Annotated in this window: 20 protein-coding genes; 8 read left to right on the forward strand and 12 right to left on the reverse strand. The window is 45.1% G+C overall.

Annotated features, from left to right (window positions below):
* Positions 1–20: 20 nt before the first annotated feature.
* Both UNITIG_RS18990 and UNITIG_RS18995 read right to left on the reverse strand, forming a co-directional pair.
* A complete protein-coding gene (locus UNITIG_RS18990) occupies positions 21–206 on the reverse strand; it encodes a Trm112 family protein (protein ID WP_101759920.1) in 186 nt (61 codons plus the stop codon).
* 15 nt (positions 207–221) lie between these two features.
* On the reverse strand, positions 222–1,037 hold the full coding sequence (locus UNITIG_RS18995; RefSeq protein ID WP_101759921.1) for a M23 family metallopeptidase: 816 nt from the start codon (positions 1,035–1,037) through the stop codon (positions 222–224).
* 279 nt (positions 1,038–1,316) lie between these two features.
* Here UNITIG_RS18995 and UNITIG_RS19000 point away from each other — a divergent pair, with 279 nt between their 5' ends.
* Together UNITIG_RS19000 and UNITIG_RS19005 are read left to right on the forward strand one after the other, a co-directional pair.
* On the forward strand, positions 1,317–3,011 hold the full coding sequence (locus tag UNITIG_RS19000; RefSeq protein WP_101759922.1) for an autotransporter assembly complex family protein: 1,695 nt from the start codon (positions 1,317–1,319) through the stop codon (positions 3,009–3,011).
* A complete protein-coding gene (locus tag UNITIG_RS19005) occupies positions 3,008–6,763 on the forward strand; it encodes a translocation/assembly module TamB domain-containing protein (protein WP_101759923.1) in 3,756 nt (1,251 codons plus the stop codon). Before UNITIG_RS19000 ends, UNITIG_RS19005 begins: the two co-directional genes overlap by 4 nt.
* Positions 6,764–6,847: 84 nt before the next feature.
* Here the strand turns inward: UNITIG_RS19005 and UNITIG_RS19010 are convergent, their stop codons facing one another.
* Complete coding sequence (locus tag UNITIG_RS19010; RefSeq protein ID WP_101760332.1) at positions 6,848–8,515, reverse strand: aminotransferase class V-fold PLP-dependent enzyme; 1,668 nt, start codon at positions 8,513–8,515, stop codon at positions 6,848–6,850.
* 92 nt (positions 8,516–8,607) lie between these two features.
* Entirely contained in the window at positions 8,608–9,864 is a 1,257-nt protein-coding gene (locus tag UNITIG_RS19015) for a TauD/TfdA family dioxygenase (protein ID WP_101759924.1), read from the reverse strand.
* 361 nt (positions 9,865–10,225) lie between these two features.
* On the opposite strand from UNITIG_RS19015, the gene UNITIG_RS19020 reads away from it, so the two are divergent.
* On the forward strand, positions 10,226–10,897 hold the full coding sequence (locus UNITIG_RS19020; RefSeq protein ID WP_101759925.1) for a TetR/AcrR family transcriptional regulator: 672 nt from the start codon (positions 10,226–10,228) through the stop codon (positions 10,895–10,897).
* 33 nt (positions 10,898–10,930) lie between these two features.
* On the forward strand, positions 10,931–12,241 hold the full coding sequence (locus UNITIG_RS19025) for an MFS transporter (protein ID WP_101759926.1): 1,311 nt from the start codon (positions 10,931–10,933) through the stop codon (positions 12,239–12,241).
* A gap of 33 nt (positions 12,242–12,274) precedes the next feature.
* Here the strand turns inward: UNITIG_RS19025 and greB are convergent, their stop codons facing one another.
* The 4 genes from greB to fliS form a co-directional block, all read right to left on the reverse strand.
* A complete protein-coding gene (gene greB, locus UNITIG_RS19030; protein WP_101759927.1) occupies positions 12,275–12,757 on the reverse strand; it encodes a transcription elongation factor GreB in 483 nt (160 codons plus the stop codon).
* Between the two features lie 148 nt (positions 12,758–12,905).
* Entirely contained in the window at positions 12,906–14,351 is a 1,446-nt protein-coding gene (locus UNITIG_RS19035; protein ID WP_101759928.1) for a sigma-54 dependent transcriptional regulator, read from the reverse strand.
* A 225-nt stretch (positions 14,352–14,576) separates the two neighbouring features.
* Entirely contained in the window at positions 14,577–16,754 is a 2,178-nt protein-coding gene (locus UNITIG_RS19040) for a bifunctional diguanylate cyclase/phosphodiesterase (protein WP_101759929.1), read from the reverse strand.
* Positions 16,755–17,094: 340 nt separating this feature from the next.
* Positions 17,095–17,481, reverse strand: coding sequence for a flagellar export chaperone FliS (gene fliS / locus UNITIG_RS19050; protein ID WP_101760333.1), 387 nt, complete (start codon positions 17,479–17,481; stop codon positions 17,095–17,097).
* 325 nt (positions 17,482–17,806) lie between these two features.
* Between fliS and UNITIG_RS19055 the strand changes: the two genes are divergently transcribed.
* The 4 genes from UNITIG_RS19055 (at position 17,807) to UNITIG_RS19070 (ending at position 21,773) form a co-directional block, all read left to right on the forward strand.
* Positions 17,807–19,354: a flagellin gene (locus UNITIG_RS19055; protein WP_101759931.1), complete on the forward strand. Its 1,548-nt coding sequence runs from the start codon at positions 17,807–17,809 to the stop codon at positions 19,352–19,354.
* Between the two features lie 80 nt (positions 19,355–19,434).
* Complete coding sequence (locus tag UNITIG_RS19060) at positions 19,435–19,782, forward strand: flagellar protein FlaG (RefSeq protein ID WP_101759932.1); 348 nt, start codon at positions 19,435–19,437, stop codon at positions 19,780–19,782.
* A 186-nt stretch (positions 19,783–19,968) separates the two neighbouring features.
* Complete coding sequence (gene fliD, locus UNITIG_RS19065) at positions 19,969–21,426, forward strand: flagellar filament capping protein FliD (RefSeq protein WP_101759933.1); 1,458 nt, start codon at positions 19,969–19,971, stop codon at positions 21,424–21,426.
* Between the two features lie 29 nt (positions 21,427–21,455).
* Complete coding sequence (locus UNITIG_RS19070) at positions 21,456–21,773, forward strand: hypothetical protein (protein WP_101759934.1); 318 nt, start codon at positions 21,456–21,458, stop codon at positions 21,771–21,773.
* Positions 21,774–21,846: 73 nt separating this feature from the next.
* Here UNITIG_RS19070 and UNITIG_RS19075 read toward each other — a convergent pair whose 3' ends face one another.
* From UNITIG_RS19075 to UNITIG_RS19090, 4 genes are read right to left on the reverse strand one after another with little or no spacing between them, the layout of a single operon-like run.
* Positions 21,847–22,548 carry a hypothetical protein gene (locus tag UNITIG_RS19075; RefSeq protein WP_101759935.1) on the reverse strand — a complete coding sequence of 234 codons (702 nt, stop codon included), beginning with the start codon at positions 22,546–22,548 and terminating at the stop codon, positions 21,847–21,849.
* A gap of 45 nt (positions 22,549–22,593) precedes the next feature.
* Entirely contained in the window at positions 22,594–23,304 is a 711-nt protein-coding gene (locus UNITIG_RS19080) for a DUF1796 family putative cysteine peptidase (RefSeq protein WP_145999238.1), read from the reverse strand.
* Between the two features lie 43 nt (positions 23,305–23,347).
* A complete protein-coding gene (locus UNITIG_RS19085) occupies positions 23,348–24,103 on the reverse strand; it encodes a hypothetical protein (RefSeq protein WP_101759937.1) in 756 nt (251 codons plus the stop codon).
* 36 nt (positions 24,104–24,139) lie between these two features.
* The gene (locus UNITIG_RS19090; RefSeq protein WP_101759938.1) at positions 24,140–24,868 is read right to left on the reverse strand and encodes a sulfotransferase domain-containing protein; all 729 of its coding nucleotides are present in this window, start codon (positions 24,866–24,868) and stop codon (positions 24,140–24,142) included.
* Positions 24,869–24,880 lie beyond the last annotated feature (12 nt).

Here is a 24,880-nt window from a genome sequence, read left to right on the forward strand (position 1 = left end):
CCGGTAATTTATTGGTAAAACTAACCTAATTTCTCATCGGCAGTCAGCTGTCGCGCTTCATTCTCCAACATCACCGGAATGCCTTCGCGCACCGGGTAGGCCAAACCACTCGCCTTACAGACCAATTCCTGTTTTTCTTCATCGTATACCAACGGCGCCTTGCTTACCGGACAAACCAAAATACTTAATAACTTTTTGTCGATCATTTAACTACTCTCTGTCTATTTATTTTCTGTTACGGGCATTTCGCTCACTAACAACTGGGGATCTATCCGCGCGTTAAACCAATTCATCCGCCAATCCAAATGCGGCCCGGTCGCACGTCCACCAGCACCGACCTCCGCGACAATATCACCTGGCACAACTTCCTGCCCAACCTCCACCAGCACTTTACTTAAATGCATCAAGGTAGAAGAAACCCCATGACCATGATCGATAATGACGGTGCCACCTGAATAAAACATATCGGGGTGCGCCAAGGTCACGGTACCCGGTGCCGGCGTGGAAACAGGAGTGCCCACTGGCGCCGCTACATCAACCCCATAGTGCGGTCGACTGGGGACGCCATTATAAACACGCTGGGAACCAAATACACCGCTAATTGGTCCAGTTAGCGGCCACTGAAAGGCGTTGGCAAAATCCAAACGTTCAAAGACCTGCGCCCGCGCCTGCCGAACCTCGGCGGCCTCGCGGCGAATACGTAGCAGATCAGACTCACTGGGGCTCATAATTTTTTTTGCGATACCTTCAATACGCTGGATCTTGTATTGTCTGGCCTCAATCTGCAGTGTTTTAACCGCCACTTCACCACTAGGCTCTGTTACTTTCAACTCTGCAGTAGCGGCGGCATCGCGATCAAAACCCAAAACAAACACACCCCCGGCACTGACCTTGATCCGTGTTCCGTCCAGACTTACCTGACTTCCTGGCGCCACCTGCCCAACCAGCATACCGCCCTGCTGTAAGTCACCGGTTAATTCAACAGCTAAACTTGGCAACACCGACAATGCAGCAAGCAGTAACACAACAAATCGCATAACCCCTCCTTCAAATTAATTACCCTAATCATAGCCTGCCTTTTCCATCGAACAAACCGTTCAGGCTATTACCAGACCTTACAGCTGTCATTTTAAAAACATATTTCCGTGAGTAGCGGTTTCAGTCCCTCGCTTAGCTATACAGCTGACAGGTCATAAACACGACAACAGGTATAAATAAAATCTGCCGACGGTACACGAGCGCGCATATAATCTATACACTTAAGCCACTGAAGATAAACATCGTTTACTGAAACTGGCACTGCTGGCTCCCTATTCTTGAATAAGCTATCCCATTCGCTACTACTGATCTTTTTCTCCCTTTTCGTTCTGGCAGAAACCACCATTCCTGTACAGGTGAATGGGGCAGATGCCGTACTTGCCGAAAATATTAGATTAACTGTGGGCAGCATCACGGAGGATGATCTACAGAGTTATTTTTTTGCCAACCGGATTAAATCAGCGATCAAAAAAAGTACCAATGCCTTGGGCTATTACCACTCTACATTTAATTACGAAATTAAAGACAGCATACTCAATCTTAACCTCACGCCCGGCCCTGTGGTTAACTGGGGTTCTGCGAATATCAATGTGCAAGGAACAGCAGCCCAACTACCCGCCATTCAGAACTTACTGGCGAACACCCCTTTCACCCAGGGCCAACCGATTAATCATGCCGTTTACGACGATTATAAACAGCGCTTGTTTGACCTTTGTCTCTTTCACGGCTTTCAAAATGCCCGCTTCGTACACAGTGAACTGCACATCAATTTAAGTGAAAATATTGCAACGCCAACGATCAACATTGACGCTGGCAGCCGCTATAAAATCAGCGGGATAATCTATAGCGGTAGTCAATTGAGTGAACCCTTACTCGTCAGCCTTGAAGCAATAAAAGTAAACGATTGGTATAGCCGCTCGGTAGTGGCCAAGCAGTATAAAGCGTTATTGGATACCGGCTACTTTAAAAATGTAGAAGTACAAACAACTTTTGACCACAGCAACCATCTAGCCACCCTGGTAGTGACACTGGAAGACGCACCTGAGGACCAGGTATTAATTGGCGCAGGGTTTGGCACTGACACTGGCCCAAGACTCACATTGCGCTGGAGTAAACCGCTAGTGAATGCCAGCGGTCATAGTTTAGCTAGCGAGTTGGAAATTTCTGAACCCTTACAGGAGCTCACTACGCGTTACCAGATACCCATGGACCACCCACTCGAGCACTTCATTGAATGGGGTACTGGTGTACAAAACAAATCCGTTGAAGATACTGAAAGCCTGCGTATCAATACTGGCTTAAACCTACACACCTCGCTTGGTCGCTGGCAACAAATTATCGGCGTCAATTTAGAAAATGAACAATATAGTCAGGGCGATGAACCCAGCCAGCAAACCACCTATGTATTACCCACTGCCAGTTGGTCATACAGCGCTATTGCCGACGGTGGTGAAAAGGGCTTTCGCTTTTGGCTCAATATGCAAACCAGTACCGAGGATTTATACTCTGAAACCAATTTTTTCCGCACGGTTACCGGCTTTAAGTACCTGCTACCTGTCGGCAACAATCACTCTCTGATTACTCGACTGGAGGTAGGCATATTACTCAATGAAGACTTTGATAAAGTGCCGTCATCAAAGCGCTTTTTTACCGGGGGTGATCAAACCGTACGTGGCTACGAATTTGAATCACTGGCGCCACGAAATAATGAAGGCGACTTAATTGGTGGTGACCGTTTAAACGTAGCCAGCCTCGAATACCGCTGGCGTTTTAACCCACACTGGGCGCTTGCAACGTTTATAGATACCGGCAGGGCATACACACACTCAAGTGAACCGTTTCGCACGGGCGCAGGCATTGGTGCGCGCTGGTTTTCACCTATTGGCCAGGTCAGTTTCAATATCGCTTTCCCAATTAATGATGATGAATACGACGGCTTCCAAATTCATATTTCCATGGGGCCATCTATATGAGCACCGGTGATATGCCAGCCAACAACAATAGTAGTAGTGCCAGCTATAAAATCTGGCTAAAACGGCTTATTTTACTCCCCCTGTTATTATTCATACTATTAACAGTACTGGTATTTATCACTAGTTATTGGCTGGTTTACACAGAAGCCGGCTTAAATAAAGTAGCGCACTATGCGACATCGTTTGAACCCCGCTTAAGCCTGACCACAGCAACTGGAAACTTATTTGGTGACAGCCACTTTGCCCTCATTAGCTGGCAACAAGAAGGCGTTAAGGTCACCCTTACTGACACCAACATTCAACTCACACCACTCTGTTTAATCAGCCTTAATATTTGTGCTAAAGACATTACTACTAATAATATTGGTATAGAATTATCTGCCGACGAAAACAGTACCGATGATCAACCTGTAGCCTTACCGACTGTCTCCCTGCCGTTTGATATTGCGGTCAGCAAAATAAACATTAATCGCTTAATCATTAGCAGTAATACGACTGGCTCATCCACAGAAGTAGCCAGCATATTATTTTCGGCAGAAAATATAAGGGCAAAAAAGTTTTTATGGCACCAGTCAAAGTTGTCATTTTCACCCTTGATTGCCACCCTATGGGGAGAGACATTAAGACTTAAGGGTTCGATAAACCTCAGCAAAGACTACGCAATTAAAGTAACGGCCAATCACAAACCACAACAGCTACCAGACTTTTCAGCAAATATTGCCAAGAAAAATTCAACCACGGTAAAAACCATTGATGAAGTCACTGCAAAATTAAGCGGCTCGCTGCGTCAGCTGCGCGCACAATTTTCAACCCAGGGGCTAATCGAGATTAGCGGCAATGGTGAAATTCAGCCACTGATAGCAAATGTACCTTTTTCCGCCAACATCGGTATTGAAGCACCGCTCACCGTTATCGCCAACGATGAAAACATTGCAATCAAACAAGCTGTATTAAAGCTGCAGGGGGATCTGAACCAATTAACACTTTCATTAAACAGCCAATCGACACTGCCTTTTGCTATCGGCTCTTCATCATTGCAACTCGCTGCTAGCACAGATTACCAATCGCTCGCGATTCGACAGGCCGAAATCACCAGTGACAATGGCCAAGTCGTCGCCAGCGGGCAACTCTATTTTGATAGTCACAGCGACAGCGAATTATCGGTTACCGCTAGCAATGTGAATCCCGCCTTAATCAATCCGCAATATCAAGGCAAGCTCAACATCAAAGCCGCATTACAAATAAAGAGTCTACTCACGGCCCCTGCACTCACTGTTACACTTAACGAGCTTAATGGTGACTTTATGGACACGGCATTAAACTCCAGTGGCACGATAACCTTAACGCCCAACCAACAGCTGCAATTTAAGCACTGGGGGCTAATGAACGATGGCAACCGTTTCACTATCAACGGCGACTTCCCCAATGGCACAGCGCAGTGGTCTGCCAATATCGCTCACATTGAACATTTCATGCCCGATATCAGTGGGCGTTTATCTGCCAGCGGCAGCTTACTTGGCACTCTGGAAAAACCTTCGCTCAACGCCAGCCTAAAAGCCGAAGATATTCGCTATCAAAACCTTCATGCTAAAACCATCAGCAGTAGCGTTTCGCTGCGTAAATTAGCGTGGGAGAAAAGTAAAATTGAACTAAAAATTAGTGGTGCCAAACTTACCGGACAAGAAGAAACACTCGACTTTCAACTAAGCGTTGATGCCACCCAACGCCGCCAAAGCGCCGTTACCAACCACTATAGCCCATGGACACTTTCTCAACACCTGGACGTAAATTATATTCTCAATTTACAGCAAGCTGATCTCTGGAACTCCACACTGCAGTGTGCCCTGCATGTTAATCTGGAGACCTTAGCCGTTGACAACCCCTGTAAAAAACTTCGATTGGCGGTTAACGAAAAACTGGTTTCTTCGCCAGTTTCAGCAACTACCATTGCAACAGCTGATCTAAATACCACCCAACGGGAAGCTGTTTGGTCAAACTGGTCCAATAAGAAGCCTTTGAGTGCTAACTGGCAACCTGGCGAGCCATTACACATTGATAGTTTTTGTCTGCGCAACAATGCATCAGCCGTTTGTCTGCAGAAACCTATCCAGTGGCAGCCTTCAGCAGCTCACGCAACAACTAATCCTGCACCCACTGCAATTCACTTAGCTGGCACACGACTACCATTCAGCTGGCTAATGCGATTTACACCCAGCGCATATCAGCTGCAAGGTGAATGGGGCTTTAACGCCGTACTCGCAGAAAATTCAATTACTGTAAGCGATAAAAACCAAAGGAACTGGCAGGCCATTGCAGACGTCAAAGCCAAAAACTTACTAATCTCTATCGACCTTGATGAAACATCTAAACTAAAAATTCCCGTTGAAGATTTTAATTCCGCACTGACGATTGACAAGCAAGGGGTTCGCTCCGAGCTTAGTTTGACTTCAAAATACCTGGGTAATATCAACGGCAATATTGATTATCAACAACAAATATGGAACGGAAAAATAATACTTAAAAACTTCACACTACAACCTCTGCAATCTTTATTCCCCAATGTGAATCAATTAACCGGAGAAGTCTCCAGCAACCTGAACCTAATGCTAGCCGATAACAATGTCGTCATTGACGGCCAATTAGCGCTTTCAGATTTTTACCTCCGCAGTCGAGACCTCCCCATTGACATTAGCAATGGCAATAGCACTTTTAACTTCAATAAGCAGCAAGTACTTTTTAATGGTCAAGCAGCTATTGGTGAGGGACATGCAAATTTTAATGGCAAGGGAGAATGGACCAATACTGACTGGCTAGCAAATGTCGACGTCAGCACCACCGCCATCCGGATAGAACCACTTCCACGTTCCTACCTTAATGTGGTTTCCGACATTCAAATAACCGCCGCTCCGGGCCAGATCGATATTGGCGGTAAACTCAACATCCCAAAAGCCAGGATTGAAATAAGCAAACTTCCCAAAAATGCCGTTACCGTGTCGGATGACACCATCATCGATGATCAAACACTGGATTCTGGCGGCATGGCAGTAAGCGCAAACGTAGAGACAACATTAGGTGACGATGTCAAATTTACCGGCTTTGGTCTAACTACCAACCTTAGCGGCGATCTAATCATCAAACAAAAACCAGGACAATTGATCACTGGCAACGGCATCGTTAATTTGCGTGATGGCCGCTACCGCGCCTATGGACAGGACCTGTTGATCGAAGAGGGGCGAATGATTTTTACTGGCCCGCTAAGCAACCCGGAATTACTGGTTACCGCCATCCGCAATCACACTGAAAATAATGTTCGGGTTGGCGTGCTCGCCACTGGCTCAGCCAAAGAGCCAATAGTGACGCTATTTTCCAGCCCAGCCATGTCAGAACAGCATATTCTTTACTACCTGCTGACCGGCAAGGGACCAAGCAATACCAATACCGATGAAAGTCGTTTAGCCCAACAAACGGCCATCGCTTTAGGTTTAGCGCAGAGCAACAAAAGAGCTGGCGATATAGCCAATGCACTGGGTATAGAAGATTTTCAAATGACCACCGACATGGGCCGTAACGGCGAGGAAGCACAGTTCAGCGGATATATTTCGCCAGATCTCTACCTGACCTATGGTGTATCCCTGTTTGATCAGCTGTCATCAATTACGGCCCGCTATAAAATAAAACCTGATATATCAGTAGAGATTTACAATAGCACCTCTTCTGCTATCGATGTTTTTTGGTCTATTGTGAATGAATAATTGTCCTTAATTCCTTACTAATATTTTCTCCTCAACCCGCATTAGCGCTTTACCCTACAACCCTTAAACCCAGCAATAATTGAACTATTCAAATACGATCTCTTGTGGCAATACAAACCAGCGTAGTTTTTCTGCGCTCTCTGTTAGGGGCACTTCATAACGCTGAGCGCTGTGCTCGCCCAATAATGTCTGAGTAGCTAGTTGCAGGTATTCATCAAGTTTTACCTGACTTTTCCCAGCATCTTTATTCACACTCGGTGTTGACAAAAAATCTACAGAAAATAAATCATTTTTAACTAATACCTTTTTATTCTGATAACGCCAAGTACCGCCATCAGTATCAAAATCATAAAATGGCAGCAAGCGCCAGCCATGCTCAGCAATTAAAGCTACCGCCTTGACCAGATAATCAAAGCTGTCTTCATCAATAAAATAGTTAAAGTTCAGTCTTACCCAGCCAGGCCGCAGTAGCATATTACCTTTGAGTATTTCTTTTTCCAAAGCATTGCTATAGGCCATATCCATGTTAAGCAATGCGTGCCCATACGGTCCCGCGCACGAACATCCTCCTCGGGCCTGAACACCAAACAAATCATTCAGCAATGCAACCACAAACCCGTAATGTAAATCTTTATTCTGATATTTAATACGTAGCGATACGATGGATAGCCGCTCAGCAGTAGTACTACCCAATATTTCAATATTGTCATATTTTTCCCAGCGACTAAACGCGCGCCCAATCAATTGACGCTCTCTTGCTTCTATATAATCAGTGCCAATGTCTTGCTGTAATTTAAACACCAATCCAGCACGGATAGATTCCACTATTGCCGGCGTCCCACCCTCTTCACGCCGTTCCCGATCATCGATATAACGGTGCGCCTGAGGGCTTACATACAACACCGTGCCGCCACCAGGCACTGCAGGCACTGAATTCTTTAGTAAATGTTTTTTTACTACCAATATTCCAGGGGTAGCCGGCCCACCAATAAATTTATGGGTAGAAATAAACACAGCGTCTTTACTACTATCGCCATAGGCAGAGGTCGAATTCATATCAACACCCATATAAGGTGCGGCTGCAGCATAATCCCAAAGCACGTAAGCATCATAAGCATGCAATAAAGCCGAGACTCTATTCACATCTGTTTTGATACCCGTAACATTGGAGGCGGCAGAAAAACTACCGATTTTAACAGGTCGTTCTCTATTTTTTTCTAGTTCACTTTCTAGCACATCAATATCCAGACACCCCTCATTATCGAGCGGAATCACAATTAACTCAGCAATGGATTCACGCCAGGGCAACTCATTGCTGTGGTGCTCATAGGGACCGATAAAAACAACTGGACGCTGATCTGCAGGAATTTGACGATCCAGCTGATGGCGCTCGGCTAAATCAGCTGGCAAACGCAAATTAAGAATATCGATGAGCTTGTTAATCGCAGCGGTAGCCCCCGAACCACAAAATATAACGCGATCATCCTCTCCACAGTTTAAAGATCGACGGATAATATTTCTGGCTTGCTCTCGAAGCGCACCGGTATGCCCACCGGTATAAGAACTTTCACTGTGGGTATTGGCATAGAAAGGTAATACATGATTACGAATGTATTGCTCAATAAATTCAAGCGCGCGCCCCGAGGCTGTGTAGTCGGCATAAATTAATGGCTTTAACCCAAAACAGGTCTCAAATAATTGTTTTTCGCCAATCACTGAGCTGCGAACCTTCTGTATGAGCTTCTCTTTCATATTGCCACCCTGCATTGATACAACAACCTAAATCACATAAAAGATGAACGCTCCATCACTCAATAAACCATAAAATTAAAGGCTGGCATTATTTATCCCTTGCCGCGCTTAGCATTAACCTCTTGAAGAATAGCGACATTAATTTCCTTAACGCCCTTGTCTTCGGCGGCCTTAAAAATAGATCGCAAAGCCGCGCCTCGGAACATTGCCGGAATTTTTTTAATACGTGCTGCTGCGCCACTGGTAAAATAGTACCCTGCTTTTTTACTGTTCATCTTTTCCAGAAAGCCGGCATCCACCGGGTCATTATCGCCACCTTCGTCAGCAATGTTTTGACTAAGCTTAGCTTCCGTATTGCCTGTGGTACTTTCTGTATAAGTTAATTCCGGCTTATTCGCACTATCGTAAAGATCCTCCACACTAATATAGGGTTTAGACGCATCCAGCGGTAATGGCGTTTGCTCAGCCGGGTTTTTGGAGGGACGAATATTGTCAACAATCGCAATCCGGTGCATATGACGATAGGCTGGTGAGAAATCATTTATTCCGCGATGCTGTAGACAGCGGTTATCCCATATCGCTATGGCGTTTTCTTCCCAGGTAAAACGGCATTGAAATTCAGGCTGGTAAGCATGTGCCATCAACATCGCCAATACAGCTTCACTTTCAGCCTCAGTCAACTCTGGAATATTGACTGCCGTTAGCTGGCTAGCATGAATACTTTTTCGCCCGGTTTCAGGGTGAGTCACAATCAGCGGATGGGTAGCTGGTGGATTCCGCTTCATCATATCGTCCCATGCCTGCCCTCCAGCACCCTCTAATATGCCACGACCAAAAGACTTATCCAGATTGTGAATACAACTTAATCCCTGCAGGAATTCTTTCATCGGCTCTGAGAGCGTATTGAATGCTTTTTCCATATCTACCCAAATTGTATTACCAGCGCCCGCTGGAGTCTCCAACGCACGCAGAATTGACATTTTAGAGGGGTAGTCTCGAAAGGTGTCATCAGCATGATAATTTACGTCACTGCCTATAGTCGTATACTCATCGAAAATTTGTTCTTTTATTTGCGGGTAACCTTCCACTTGCGGAATTGCTCCTGGTCCCTGGATTAATCCGAATCGTCTAGCCAGAGTCAGATGTTGATCCTCAGTCATTGGCTGATTGCGAAAAAAAATAACTTTATATTCCAGGAATGCAGCATATAGCTCAGTAAAAGCAGCGTCTGAAAGCTCTGTGTTTAGATCGATACCCTCTATATAAGCACCTAGAGCGCCAGCCGCCGGGGTCGCAGTAAAATGCTGAAAGCGCGGTAGTTCACGCTCCGTAGAAAATTGGTAGCTCATAGGAATATCCTCATTAGCTGTTACGCAACACAATCGTTTAGTGAAAAATAGCCGCTCCTTACAGCTTATACACAAGAGCCTCTAACTACTTAACCTCTTCGGCCTCTTGCTTACATCTGGCTTTAGTTTACCCCTATAGACACAAGGTAACCCCGGCTGCGGCGTAGGCTTTTGTGACTCACATTAGCAATACCGAACGACATACCCGTTATCAAAAACACTTAAAATTCAGACATTTAGGTATATAAGCAAAAAGAATCCCAGCAATATTTAATTCACGCGATTTAAATATTGCACTACTCTAACCGACCCTTTAATATTAAGTCAAATGATTTAAATATAGCTTTAACAGGACTTATTGATGGCTCGAACCAAACAAATTGATAGCGACACCCGGCAACGACTCATTCTTGCAGGGGAACAACTTATTGGCGAAATGGGTATTGAAGGCATCTCTCTACGCCAAATTAATACGGCTGCCGGGCAAAAAAATATTTCTGCAGCCCACTACCATTTCGGCACCAAGCTTGGATTAGTTGAAGCCATCTATGATTACCGCATGAAGCAAGTCAATGAACGACGAGAAAAGATGCTCGACCAAAATGCGGGCGATATCCGCGCCCTAATCGAAGCATGGGTTTACCCGATGGTAGACGTGATGAATGAATCTACTAGCGGCTCCCATTACATTCGCTTTCTGGCCAAAGTCAGCAACCACGCTGACAATGATATTCGTAAATTATGGGATGCTCATCACTCTTCCGGCCTGCAAAAAATAGCGACGGGCTTGCGTCAACTACTTATCGATATCCCTGAAAAATTATTCGGCATGCGCTTTGGTTTAGCAATGCTGCAGTTAATTCATGCACTGGCAGAATACGAAAGACTCATTGAATTATCAGACGATGGCGAGGTGATTAGCAGCGCACTTTTTGTAGGCAATTTAGTAGATGTATTAGTAGCAAGTCTACAAGCCCCGATAGCCAGCATCACTAGGCAAGAATTAATGGCACAACGTGCTCAACGCGCATAAGATACCTAACTATAAGCCTTTGGAGATTGCCTTGTGAGTAACACCAACCAATTTGGCCCCGTCACACTCGCACCAGGATATACCCGCACCAATGCTTTTGGGTTTTTACTAGCGGCGTTCACGGCAATCCCCTTGGTTAGTTTTATCAATTTTGCCCAACCCTTTTTACTGGAAGAGGTTTTCCACGTACCCAAAGAAGAGCAAGGCGTATTAACAGGGCAATTAGCCGCCATGCAAGAATTCATCGTGCTGTTGCTTATGGGCGTAGTGGGCGCCTCTTCCGATAATTTTGGTCGCCGCATTATCATGGTGGTTGGCTTAGCCATTCTTGCACTGGGACTCGTCATTTACCCTTTAGCCACAGCAGCTTCCGACCTGTATGCCTATCGCATAATTTTTGCTATAGGGGCAAGCATGGTGCCAGTGATGTATAGCGTCACACTCCATGACACCAGTGCCAATAAATCTCGCGGCGTTTTTACTGCCATGGGTAGTTTTTGTACCGGGCTCGGAATGGTACTTATTTCCATGCAAATAGGTAAGTTACCGCAGCGTTTAATTGCCCAGGGAGTCGACCCAATTATGGCCGGCCGCTATGCCTACTGGGCGATGGCCGCACTTGCAGTAGTGGTCGCTTTATTAATTCATTGTATGTGGAAAAGCGGTCGCGCCACCACAGCCACAGAGAAAACCCCTGTGCTAAAGCTAATGCGAGAAGGCTTCGGAGAAGCGGCCACCAATCCACGCATTGCCCTATCCTATTTCACCGCGTTTGCCTCCAGAGGAGATTTGGTGGTGATTGGTACGTTTATGTCTCTCTGGGTCGTGCAATCTTCATCAGACTTCGCCCTCACCAGCGCTGAAGGTTTAGCCCGCGCAGGCATTATGGTAGCCATCGTGCAAGGCGTAGCCATGATTTGGGCAATAGCAATGGGGATATTAAGTGACCGTATTAATCGTGTAGCCTCGGTATGCATTGGTTTTACCATCGCCGCTTTCGCCTATATGAATATTTCTTTTATCGATAATCCATTTTCCAGCTCGGCGTTATTTGCTTGCGCGCTGCTAGGTATAGGCGAGATCTCAACAATCGTTTCAGGCTCCGCACTTATCGGCGAAGAAGCGCCAGCAGAACGCCGAGGCTCCGTACTGGGCGTATTTAATGTAATCGGCGCTACGGGAATTTTACTGGGGACTTATTTTGGGGGCGTGGTTTTTGACGGTATTGGCAAGACCGCGCCTTTCATGCTAATGGGTATAATTAATGGCTTAGTTGCAGTGACAGCATTAAGTATTTTAGTTTTCGCGCCAAGCCACCAAAACGCTAAAAACAATGCTGACTAACACGGGGGACGTAAAGTAAAGGCTTACATTACATCAAGACTGCGTTGACGAGTAACTAATATTTGTCACATACCAACTGACGTCACCGCTAGGCGTTGGCACTACCGCCTCATCATCAACGGATTTTTTTACTAACGCCCTGGCCATAGGCGAATCAATCGAAATGTAATCTTTTCTTTCGTAGATTTCATCGACACCGACAATACGAAAACGCAGACTTTCCCCGGCATCATTTTCAATTTCTACCCAAGCACCAAAAAATACCTTGCCATCCTGCTGCGGGGAGTAATCTACAATTTGTGCATCTTCAATCCGTTTACGCAAATAGCGCACACGTCTATCGATTTCTCTCAAACGTTTTTTATTATATTGATAATCGGCATTTTCACTGCGATCACCCAATGACGCAGCCCAGGAAACCTTTTTGGTAACTTCTGGTCTTTCTTCACGCCACAGAAAATCCAATTCTTTTTTTAATGCGGCGTAGCCTTCACGGGTAATTAAATTAGTTTTCACACAATCACCACACTCTCACCCAAACTATTGATCCATTAATCAATAAAAACCACGAGCAAAAACTATCAGCAAGCAACACTGACAGCCTTTTAAGTTAACTATGAAATCAAACAGAGAACGTAGACAACAAGCTATTCGCGCAAATGAACTAGCTACGCTGCAAGTCGTATTTACGCATTTTTTCTACCAGCGTGGTACGGCGAATTTTTAATTTTTCTGCCGCCCTTGCTACTACACCGACACTGTCGTCCAGCGCCTGCTTAATGAGACTCTTCTCCAAGGCAGTAATATACTCCTTAAGATCAATACCATTAACCGGTAGCAACGCGGTAGTATCCATACTCGCCACTGTCGGCATGCCATCCAGCTTGGCCGACTCTGGAATAATTAAATCTTCATCCGCCTCTTCAACATGGCGGAATTTTTTCGGCAGCTCCTGCACACCCACCACGCCGTAGGGGTGTAAAATTGCCATCCGCTCCACCAGATTGGCCAGCTCCCTGACATTGCCCGCCCATTCATGACGACACAGCGACATAATCGCCGCTGAGTTAAACCGTATAGAGCCGCGCTTTTCATTTTCCAAACGGGTAATTAATTCATTCAGCAACAACGGGATATCTTCCACCCGCTCGCGCAAGGGTGGCATTTCTATGGGAAAAACATTGAGTCGATAATATAAATCTTCGCGGAATGTACCTTCACGAATCATTGTATCCAAATCGCGGTGGGTTGCTGTAATAATCCGCACATCGGTATTAATGGTTTTATTGCCACCGACGCGTTCAAAACTACGTTCCTGTAAAACACGCAGAATTTTCACCTGCATATCTAGCGGCATATCACCAATTTCATCAAGAAACAAAGTGCCGCCCTGAGCCATTTCAAAACGACCGGCACGACTGGTTACCGCACCAGTAAAAGCGCCCTTCTCATGACCAAACAATTCACTTTCAAGTAACTCGCGAGGAATCGCGCCACAGTTCACTGGCACAAAAGGCATATCACGGCGATTAGAGTTGTAGTGTAAAGTACGAGCAACCACTTCTTTACCCGTACCAGACTCGCCGGTAATCAACACGGTGACATCTTTATCCGCTACCTGCGCCATCATTTCACGCACTTTTTGCAATTCGCGACTGGTCCCCACTAATGAGCGAAACAGCTGAACATCGCGCTGCTGTACCCGACCGGCATTGATATCATACTGCTCACGATAGACCTGCGCACGATGCAAGGAATCCATAAATTTATTGTAACTGGGGGGAAATTCTAATTGCGCGATGACTTTGTGGCGTAAATCAATATCTGAAACCTGCTCCAGATCATGCTCACCGATTAAGATAATGGGACAAGACTTATCCCATTGCTGAGCGTCATTTAAGCGCTGCTCCAAACTGGCAGCAGACTCGCCAAACACTAACGACCTGACCTGACGAGAATTTTCCTTAGCCGCACTGTCCGCACTTAGCTCAAGCCACTCGCCAGCAGAGTAGGTAACCGGGTTATCACCCAAAAAATCCAAAATGACCTTAGCATCATGACGACGCTGGGCATTATCGTCGATAACGATAATGTTATTATCTTCCCACATAGAGAGTCAGCCTTTAGTCAAATTGCCCGCAGTTGGGCAACATCAAATTGACGATTATTAGTATACGTTAATTAATTATTCAGCCAGTAGATTGACAATACTTCCTCAATCCCCAAAAAGCACCTAAGGCTGGTCAAATTTATGACGCAAAGTTTAAGTTAACCGGAGGGTGTTAGCAATTAAAATGACGCTTAAATAATGAATGAGTGAAATGGAGGCCTGGACCTAGCCAGCACTGGAAAGCGAAGAAGAATCCCTTGCACGTAACCAATCACTAATATCATCTGCCGCCATCGGCCGACAATAATAGTAACCCTGGACCTCATCGCACTTTAACTGCCGAATCACCTCCAACTCCACCTCAGTCTCAACGCCTTCGGCAACTACATTGAAGTTCAAACCATGCGATAAATTAGACACCGCAGATACAATCGCTGCTTTATCGGAATTAATCGTAATATCCTGTACAAAGCAGCGATCAATTTTAATCGTATCAATGGGGAAACGGGTAATGTAACTCAGCGAAGAGTAGCCTGTACCGAAATCATCCAGCGCAATAGAAACACCCCGGCCCCGCAGCTCCGCGATGACATTTTCAGTATTGGGGTCCGACATTAATACACCTTCGGTAATTTCTAACTCCAAATTACGCTCACTTAACCCGCTTCGCGCTAATGCGCCTTCTACAACTTCCAGTAGGTTTCCCTCTTTAAACTGGCGGGCTGCGACATTGACCGCCACTCTTACATCAACCAACCCCATTTCTAACCAACGCTTATTCTGCACACATGCGGTTTCCAATACCCATTGCCCAATATCTACAATTTGGCCAGTCTCTTCCGCAACGGTAATAAATTGATCGGGAGGAATTAAACCTTTCACTGGGTGAATCCAGCGAATCAAAGCCTCAAAGCCTTTAACCGAAGCATCTTTAGTCGAAATTTTGGGCTGATAAAATAGTTGAAACTCGCCGTTTTGTAAGGCCTTACGCAAATCACTCTGAATAGATAAATGAGTGGATACCTTGGCAACCAGATCACCACTGTACTCACGCACTTCATTGCGCCCCTGCATCTTGGCCTCATGCAGTGCCAGGTCAGCTTTTTGCAGCAACCCTTCTGCCGTACTACCACCAGACTCAGAATAAGCGATACCAATACTACCAGTAACAAATAACTCCTGACCGCGATAGATAAAGGGCTGCTGAAAAGAATCTTTTATTCTGGCCGCAAGCCGCTCGACATCACCACTCCTTCTATCCACCGATCCCAGCACAACAATAAAAGTATCGGCAGCCAATCTGGCCACCATATCTTTAGAGAAATCATCCAGTGACGCTTCTGTCGATAATGATAAACGTTCCAATAATTGACTGGCGTCTGCACAATGAATTAACTCACGTAATCGCTCAGAGACTTTTTGTAAAACTGAATCACCCGCACTGTGTCCCATGGAATTATTGACTCGATTAAACAAGTCCAAATCCAGCGACAGCAATGCAGTGCCCCTGCCACTCATATGCGCACGCGGAATAACCTGCTCCAAAAATTTCTCAAGCAATGAACGATTGGACAAACCTGTTAATCGATCACAATAAGCCAGACTCAAAATTTCGCGCTCAGATTCTTTGCGCTCGGTAACATCAATACTGATACCTAATAAATGGGTTGTCCCTGCGCCTTCATCACGCATCACCGTAATGTGAACCTCTAAATAACACTCAGTTCCGTCATCAAAGACGATACGGTGCTCCACTCTAGTCTCTTTAAGCTCTCTAATAGCGGTAGTTAACGTTTCAAATAAATACTGCCTATCATCAGGATGACAACGCTCCATCAACACTGAGGTATCATGCTCATCGTACTCACCCTGCAAACGATATAGCCTGAACATCTCTTCAGAAATTTTGAACCGGTTTCTATCAACATCCAATTCCCAATGGCCCAACTTTGCCACTTGCTGCGCACTGGCCAGGGACTGCTGACTCATACGCAGTTGATCCATAATCAAACGCGCACGCAGCAAATACCGGATGCGATGTACTAATAAGGAATGATTGATTGGCTTAGTGAAAAAGTCTGTAGCGCCAACTTCATAGGCGCGGTTGATTGAGCTAACATCATCCAGACCGGTTAACATAATGACCGGGATATAAGCGCCCTTGGGATGAGCGCGCAAATGCTCGCATACATCAAAGCCATCGATATCCGGCAGCAGGGCATCCAGTAAAATAAGGTCAGGCTGGTAATCAATCACCGTCTCCAGCACCACCTCACCACAATCAACCGCAATCACTTCAAAATTGGCATTGCGCAGAATTTTACCCACTAGCTGACGCTCGACAGGGTTATCTTCCACTACCAGAATAATTGGCTGCTCTTGCGATTTCTCTATGGGTTCCAAACTTTGGCCTTCCCCCTACTCCGCTACATAAATCGATTATAGCTGACACACCAAATCAATAAGGCTTTAACCCGGATTTTAATCCGCGCAGCCTGCCGAATTAATTCATTGGCGACACAACCTACCGACTTGCAGCCAATGTATATAACGCCCAACCTATTCACGATAGCTGAGAGTAATCTGCGATGCCAGCAATGATTAAACTCAACTAGCACCTGCCCAAGCCCCAAATCAGACCAGATAACAATCAACGCTTCAAAGACACACATTTGAAACTGACAAAAATAAGGCCGGAAACCCGGCCCTAAGTAAACATTTCTCTTACAACTCATCAGGAATGTTATGCAGCTGCCTCGGCAATACCGTCCCAACCCGACTTAACAGTCCGCATTAATGCCATTACCTCATCAATGATAACTTCACTACTAGATAAATTGGCCTCAAGAACTCGGCGCTGCATATAGTCATAGAGATCATCGAGATTTGTCGCAATTTCACCCTCAACATCCTTATTTAGACTATCGCGCAAGCCACTAAGAATGGTAATCGCCTTGCCGCAAGCCACCCCTTTATCGGCCAAGGCCTTGCGCTGCATTGCACCCTTAGCTTCTGCCAGACGCTGCAACACACCTTCCATCAACATTTGGATTAAACGGTGGGGAGAGGCACCTTCGACACCGGCATTGACATTTACTTGCTGATATTGAGCTAAACCTTTATTCATCATAACCATGCTTCCCGAGTGATTTAATACCTTACTCGTCAATATATCGGTCAACCATGCTATTCCTTTAGCCACAATTCAAGTTTTTTATTACTCAAACGATATCTGTAAGTAACTGATTACTTATACATTTATAGAGGCACGCCGTTAAAACCATAAGACCGATTATAGCGACAATTCATAACAATAAGTTCTATATAAAAAAGCTAAAGATACTATCAACTGGGCCGATAGCCTAATCGAAGACAATGAAACGATGTGGATTTCACATCTAAACCAACGCTCCAACATAGGCTGAGCCTTCAGACGGAGCCAAGGAGAAATAGCAATGCCACAAGTTATTAATACCAATGTTGCGTCCTTGAACGCTCAGCGGAACCTGGATAAGTCGCAAGGGGCCCTACAAACCTCGCTACAGCGCCTTTCTTCAGGTTTACGTATCAACTCAGCGAAAGACGATGCGGCAGGTCTAGCCATCGTTGACCGTTTCACGTCTCAGATCCGAGGCCTAAACCAGGCAGCTCGTAACGCTTCCGACGGTATCTCTATATCGCAGGTTGCTGAAGGGGCGATGGCTGAGTCTACCAACATCCTCCAGCGGATGCGGGAACTGGCGATCCAGTCAGCTAACGGCTCTAACTCCGCCGATGACCGCGCCAACCTTAACAAAGAGGTTGTGCAGCTGCAGGCGGAATTAACCCGTATTGCAGACACCACCCGATTCGGTACCCAGAAGCTACTTGACGGTTCTTTCGGTTCGCAAAGCTTCCAGGTGGGTGCTAATGCCAACGAAACAATCGATGTGGATTTGACTCAAAGCTTTACGGCAGCCTCACTAGGTACCGAAAGCATTAATGGTAGTGCCGCAGTTACCATTTCCGGTACAGTTTCTGTCGCCGGTCTAGGTACCACTGCAGCAGGTATCACCAGTACTGACACCTTGACTATTATTGGTGTTGCAACTGCTAGTGTTACACTCGCCGCCACTGATAGTGCCAAAACTATCGCAGCAGCAATCAATACTGCGTACGATACTGCTACAGGCCAAACTGGTGTTGGTGCTGGCGCTACTGCCGGTACTGCTTCAGCTACTATTACTTTTGCTGCAGCTACAGGTACGGCAGCAAATACAATCAACCTCACAGTCGCAGGTGATGTTGTTTCAGTCGCAATTGGTACCGCCTCAGCCACAGCATCACAGGTCGCAGTTCTGGTATTTGACCAACTGGATGCAATGTCTAATGGCACCACAGCCACCATTAACTCCGCTGCTGGTACCATCACCCTGGTTGATGCTGACGGTGACAATATTGCGATAACAGCAAGTTTTGCTTCAGCAGCCACTAGCATTGACTTAGGCGGCGGCCTTATTGCAAGTACCGGCGTTTCGGCTACAGCAACCGCCACTGGTACAGTGACTTATGCTACTGCAGCTCAAAGCATTAGCAGCACCGAGTCCGGCATAGCCTCACTAGCCGTAAGCGGCACCGGTGACTTCACCGCTACCGACTTAACTTTAGCAGCCACCTTTGCCACTACCGGCGTTGGCATTGCAGTAGGCAACAGTATCGCTGATGTTGATATATCAACAGTATCCGGTGCACAAAGTGCCATTGCTGTTACCGATGACGCAATATCAACCATCGATAACGCCCGAGCCGATTTAGGTGCGATTCAAAACCGCCTTGAATCAACGATTTCGAACTTGACCAGTATCTCCGAGAACGTATCCGCTGCGCGGTCACGGGTTCAGGATGCTGACTTTGCATCGGAAACGGCGAGCTTGACCCGGAACCAGATTCTGCAGCAAGCAGGTATCTCGGTACTGTCGCAGGCTAACTCATTACCACAGCAGGTATTATCACTGCTACAGTAATCTTAGAAACTGGTATACTCAGCCCCTTAAGAGCATTTTTTAAGGGGCGATATGCCAAACCAATGTGAAGGTAATCAACCATGCTTAACGACATTGTTAACAGTGGTTTACAGCCAACGGTAAAGGCCAGGGAAAATGTTGCAAAACCTTCCCAAGCCCAAGCTGAAAAGGCTCAACCTGAACAGGAAGTTGTAGAACCAACGACAGCAGAACTCCAGTCAGCCGTCAGCAAACTTAATGATTATGTTCAAAATGTACAAAGAACTCTATCATTCAGCGTTGAGGAAAATACCGGAACTACCGTTGTCCAAGTCTACGATTCTGAGACGGAAGAACTGATTCGACAAATACCTGCGGAAGAAACTATTAAGTTAGCGGCCTCGATTGAGGCACAAAACGCCACCCTGCTCCTTAAAGAACAGGCCTAGGCAAGCAACAGCAAGGGAGGCACTAGCCTCCCTTTTTCCCATCAAGCTGTTTATTTGGGAAAGAAGAGGTATCCCCACCATGGCACGATATATGCTCTTATTCCCTTTATTCACTAACGGTGTCAAACTCCTGATGATCCAATCAGAGAACTCAGGCACTGCAACTTTGCGAATGGGTAATTAATAATGGCATCTATAACATCAGTTGGCGTTGGTTCTGGTCTTGATCTTGAAGATCTAATCACCAATATCGTAGAAGCTGAACGCGCTCCTACAGAAGCTCGGCTGAACATCCAGGAGGCCGAAACACAAGGCAGCATCTCCGCATTTGGTAGCTTGAAAAGCACTTTATCAGCGTTCCAAGATACCCTTAGCGGTTTAACTGATAGCGCTAACTTCTCCAGCCGCAAAGCGACTTCAGGAAACACTGAGTCATTTACTGCTACATCCGACTCAAGCGCCGAGATTGCCAATTATAATATCGCCGTGCTGAGCCTGGCCTCAGCCAGCAAAGTCGCCACCAACGGCAGCTTTGTCGACCCTGACGCCACAGTCGGTGAGGGCACACTAACCTTAGGCTTTGTCGATGGCGATAGCTTTGATATCGCCGTGGCAGCCACTGACTCTATTAGCGACATACGCGACGCTATCAATAACGCCACTGACAATACGGGTATTACCGCAAGCCTGCTCACCGTCGACGCAGGTTTAAATGACGGCAGCACCATCACGGAACTGGTTCTTACTTCAACCAGTACCGGTGAAGCCAATCAAATTACCATCAGCGTCGACGATACCGGCGATGCTGACGACACCAATGACAGCGGATTATCACTATTTTACTTTGATGGCAGCGATCCGGATGCTGTGAGCAATCAACTCACCAATAAAAATACCGCTCAAGACGCCAGCATTACCGTTGACGGTTTCACCGCCTACAGCGCAAGCAATGTTTTCGATAGCGTGATTGATGGTATTTCTATTACTGCGGTAACTGCTGATGAAAACCCATCAGATCCGACCAGCGCAGTGCTTAATGTAGCGATTGATACCGCAGGGGTGCAAAAGGAAATCACTTCATTTGCCGCCACCTATAACGAGCTCATCATCGTCCTCAATCAACTCACTGACTACAATGCAGAAACCGAGACCCGCGGCATACTCAGCTCTGATTCCAGCGCCCGCATTATCGAACAACAAATAAGACGTATCATGAGCAATACAGTTGAGGGCGCACCCAGCGACTTTAATAGTCTTGCTTACTTGGGCTTTGCCACTAATCAAAACGGTACGATGAAGCTGGATGAAGACGACTTAAGTGAAGCCATATCATCGAACTTTGATGATTTATCTAGTATTTTTACTGGCGACAGCGGCATTGCCACTCAGCTCGATGACTTACTGGAATCCTTTTTACAATCTGGCGGCACTATCGACGTCAAAGAAAATATTCTTAAAGAAGAGCTAGATACTATTGAAGATGCCCGCTTGAGCCTAGGCTATCGACTCGAAGCCATAGAAGCTCGCTACAGATCACAATTTGCGGCACTCGATATTCTAGTAGCCCAACTTAATCAAACAGGTAATTTCCTAAGCGAGCAACTTGAAGCTACAGCCAATATCATTAGCGGCAGTAAAAAATAATTTTGCGTTTATAGGAAGAGATAAAACACGTGGCGACGTCGATAGAATCCAGCTGGATTAAAATCAAATCATTAACAGATGAAATGATCTCTAACAGTAGTCGCGAAGACTGGCTGGGAGTTTCTGAAACTGCCAAACAACGTCATAAATTAATCACCTTACACTTTTCAAATCACCCGGTCGGACCCGATACAGCCGAGTTCTATCAACAACATCTCAATGAATTAATGCAAAATGAGGCAGGACTGCAATCGTTGATTACAGCGGCCAGAAAAAAATCAATGAAGGAAAATAGTTTTATTAACAACCGAAAAAGAATACAAACCGCCTACCGCCAATCGACTTAACCATAAAGCCATTCAATATCGTAACCAAAGGACTGGTAGATATCTTTGCACACAGGGTTTATTCTAAACAATTTCACCAGCATGGCTTGCTGACTTTCGGGAAGCTCGGCAAACACCCCTCCTCCGAGACAAAATCCTTACCAGTATGGCTATTCACCTTGTTTTCTGCACTAAAAATAGCCTCTAGCTCATCTTCACTCGGCACACATCGACCGGCTGACAAATATACGGCCATTTCCTTAAAGTAATTTTTATCTGTCGTGTAGCGCTCCATTTGATACACCTTATCGAATTTCGATAGGTTTTTATGTATCCCCACATCAAACTCAATAATATGTAACGCCGCAAAAGCAAACAATAAATCATCAAAACTAACTTCCAACCCACCGATCTGATAAGCCAAACCCAATACATTAGTTGAAAACTGAAAAAACTGGCCACGCTCAAACTTACCTCTGGCCCAGCCATGACAGGAACGAATACGGGAAACAGGTGCGCGAACAGCGACAGCATAGGGCGCCGAATGCTGAAGCAGCGACTGAGAAATATCAATATTAAATTTTGAGTGAATCGCACCTATAACCTTATTTTCCTGCTCTTCCAGCTCCAGCATTTTATCGACAAAAGCAACAGCACTGAGATCATCCTTGGAACCCAAGGCTTGAGCATTAGGAATGGACCTAGTGCCATGATAAGAGTGCATGCCAGCGATAGAGCTCAACGCGTTAGCCAAAAAAGTAGTAGCAGAAAAACCATTTGACTCTATATAAAACATAAGACCTCACAACCACAAAACATTAAAAGAATACTGAGAACAGCATTAGAAAACAAAACTCTTGTAAAGCTCAAGAGCAAGTTGATTATCATCGGCCTGAAGATACTGAACACCGGTATTTCTACCATTGGAAATCAACTTTATTGTAAAAATATTTTCCTCAGGAGCATCGCAGCTAATAGCAAGAGACTGATCTGTATACTGGTCGATAAATACAAACTTTGCCAAAGAGTTTTTACTAGCAATAAAACTTATGCACTCACGATATGTATTATAAGTCTGCCCTAAGGGTACCTGAAAAGACGCATCAAAACCTTTTGCCCAGCCAACTCTTTTTTCTGGCTCATTAACCAAAGTGCAAATAAAAACCGGAGGTATTACACCAACAATGGCATCCAAAAAACGCTTAACACAACGCACGTGGTAATCGTAATCCTCACCGGAAGCTAAAGGATTACGATGGTTAAACATAGAAGAGTGATACATCTTATGTCCAGCCGCAGCCCCATCTTTAACAGGATAAATCATCTCCTTATTCAGAAAAGTAGAAAAATCATCTTCTAAACAATGCTTTAGAATATCAGCAGAATTAAATATCCAATCAAATGGGCCGGAGAACTGCTTCGCCCCTGCCTGCTGCAAATACCAGGCAGTGTTACAATTTTGCCCAAGGGATAAAGGCAATATTTTTTCGCACCCTAAAAAAACAGAGAGCTGGTCTTTAACAGAATTTAATTGTTGAGTAATTTCACTCATAAAATAGCCACCCCATGTAAAAGCATAAAACCGATTGACACCACTAACCAATCATTTTATAGCCAAAAGATTCGAACTCCTCTTTGTATATTTCATTAATTCTTTGAATCTGAGTCGGAGTAAATACTTCCTCGACAACCAGATCAAGAGATGACATTCCTTTCTTATAGTGCTGGATAGGTTCGCGCTCCACACCACCAAAGCCCGTGACAATTTTTGCCACTTCGTCGACAAGGTTTTCGAACCGTACAATTCTAACGGTAGTAGAACCTGCGGGCGTTTTGTACATATCAATATTTTTGACCATACCAATCTGGCCAGCCGTAAACATACTGTTAATTTGTAATTTTAAAACATCAATATCAGTTAGCATATCAGCGCCACTTTTCTTATATTCAGAAAAATTTAGCATCATATTAGCCAGCGAAATCACTTTTCTATAAGGACATCTCTCGACTGCAAATACCGTCCAGTCCTGAGGAATATCGCCATAAGCATCCAATATCTCCCTGAGCGGCATATGGTTATAATACCGGCCTCTAGGGATCTGAATTGAAGCCAACTGATCCGGGTTAAGACCTGCCAGCTTTGCTATATATTCTGCATTTACGGCTTCATCAACTCCATAGTTCTGAGCCACAGGCCAGCCTCTAAGCAATCGACTCTTTTCATCTATTGGTGTCACTGGTGTGATTATGTCTTGCTTGCCGCAAAACTGGGATAAATAAATCTCAATACTGGTACTGGCAACTTTATGCCCTTTAACAAATACAAATTTATTTTCTTTCGATAAAATCATAATACAACCATATTATTAAGACTTGAAATGAGCTTACTAACCGCTGGCATACTCTTCAAACCAAGAGCGATCCAATTCATATCCATACTGAATCAATATATCAAAAAGCGCCGGGCATCTACTAAACTGTGAAAGCACACGCTGTTTATGTTTTTCCTCACGCCAGCTATCAATTCGCGTCTTATCTACCGAACGAATAGAATTTAACGGTGCCTGTAACTGCGCAGGGATAGTACCCTGATGAAAATCCTCAAAGCTATCTTTATAAGTAAAATCCAGCTCACACCCTAATCTTTGCTGAATACTAGCCGGATCCGAAACAAGGTCTTCAAACTTAACAAATAAAATATTCTTGCAGGCTTTAGTCTCATAGGCCTTAAAAATTGCATTATGAGTTTTAATAATTCCCGGATTAATATATTGAGGAGCCTTATTAGCGGATATGAAATATTGATAGTCGTAGCCAATAAAATAATCATTGGCTACGCCTTGGTGACGGGACGTCATTATCGACCTAATATCTCTAACCAAAACAATAAGATGAACATCTTTTTTATGCACATTGGCTTGGGGGATCTTGTCAATATCAAAAATATCTAGAGGACGCTTACTTACAACATTACCCTCACTCCCAAGCAGGGATAAAACTGGCGTTTCCTTATCCAGAAAAGCATAATTATCAACAGCATGTCGAAGCATGTTGTAAAACATTGTTGTTCCTGAGCGGGAATATCCTGCCACTACAACATGAGACTTATTACTCATAAAATCCTATAA

Origin of the sequence: Oceanicoccus sp. KOV_DT_Chl (assembly GCF_900120175.1) — a bacterium.
GTDB lineage: Bacteria > Pseudomonadota > Gammaproteobacteria > Pseudomonadales > Dasaniaceae > Oceanicoccus.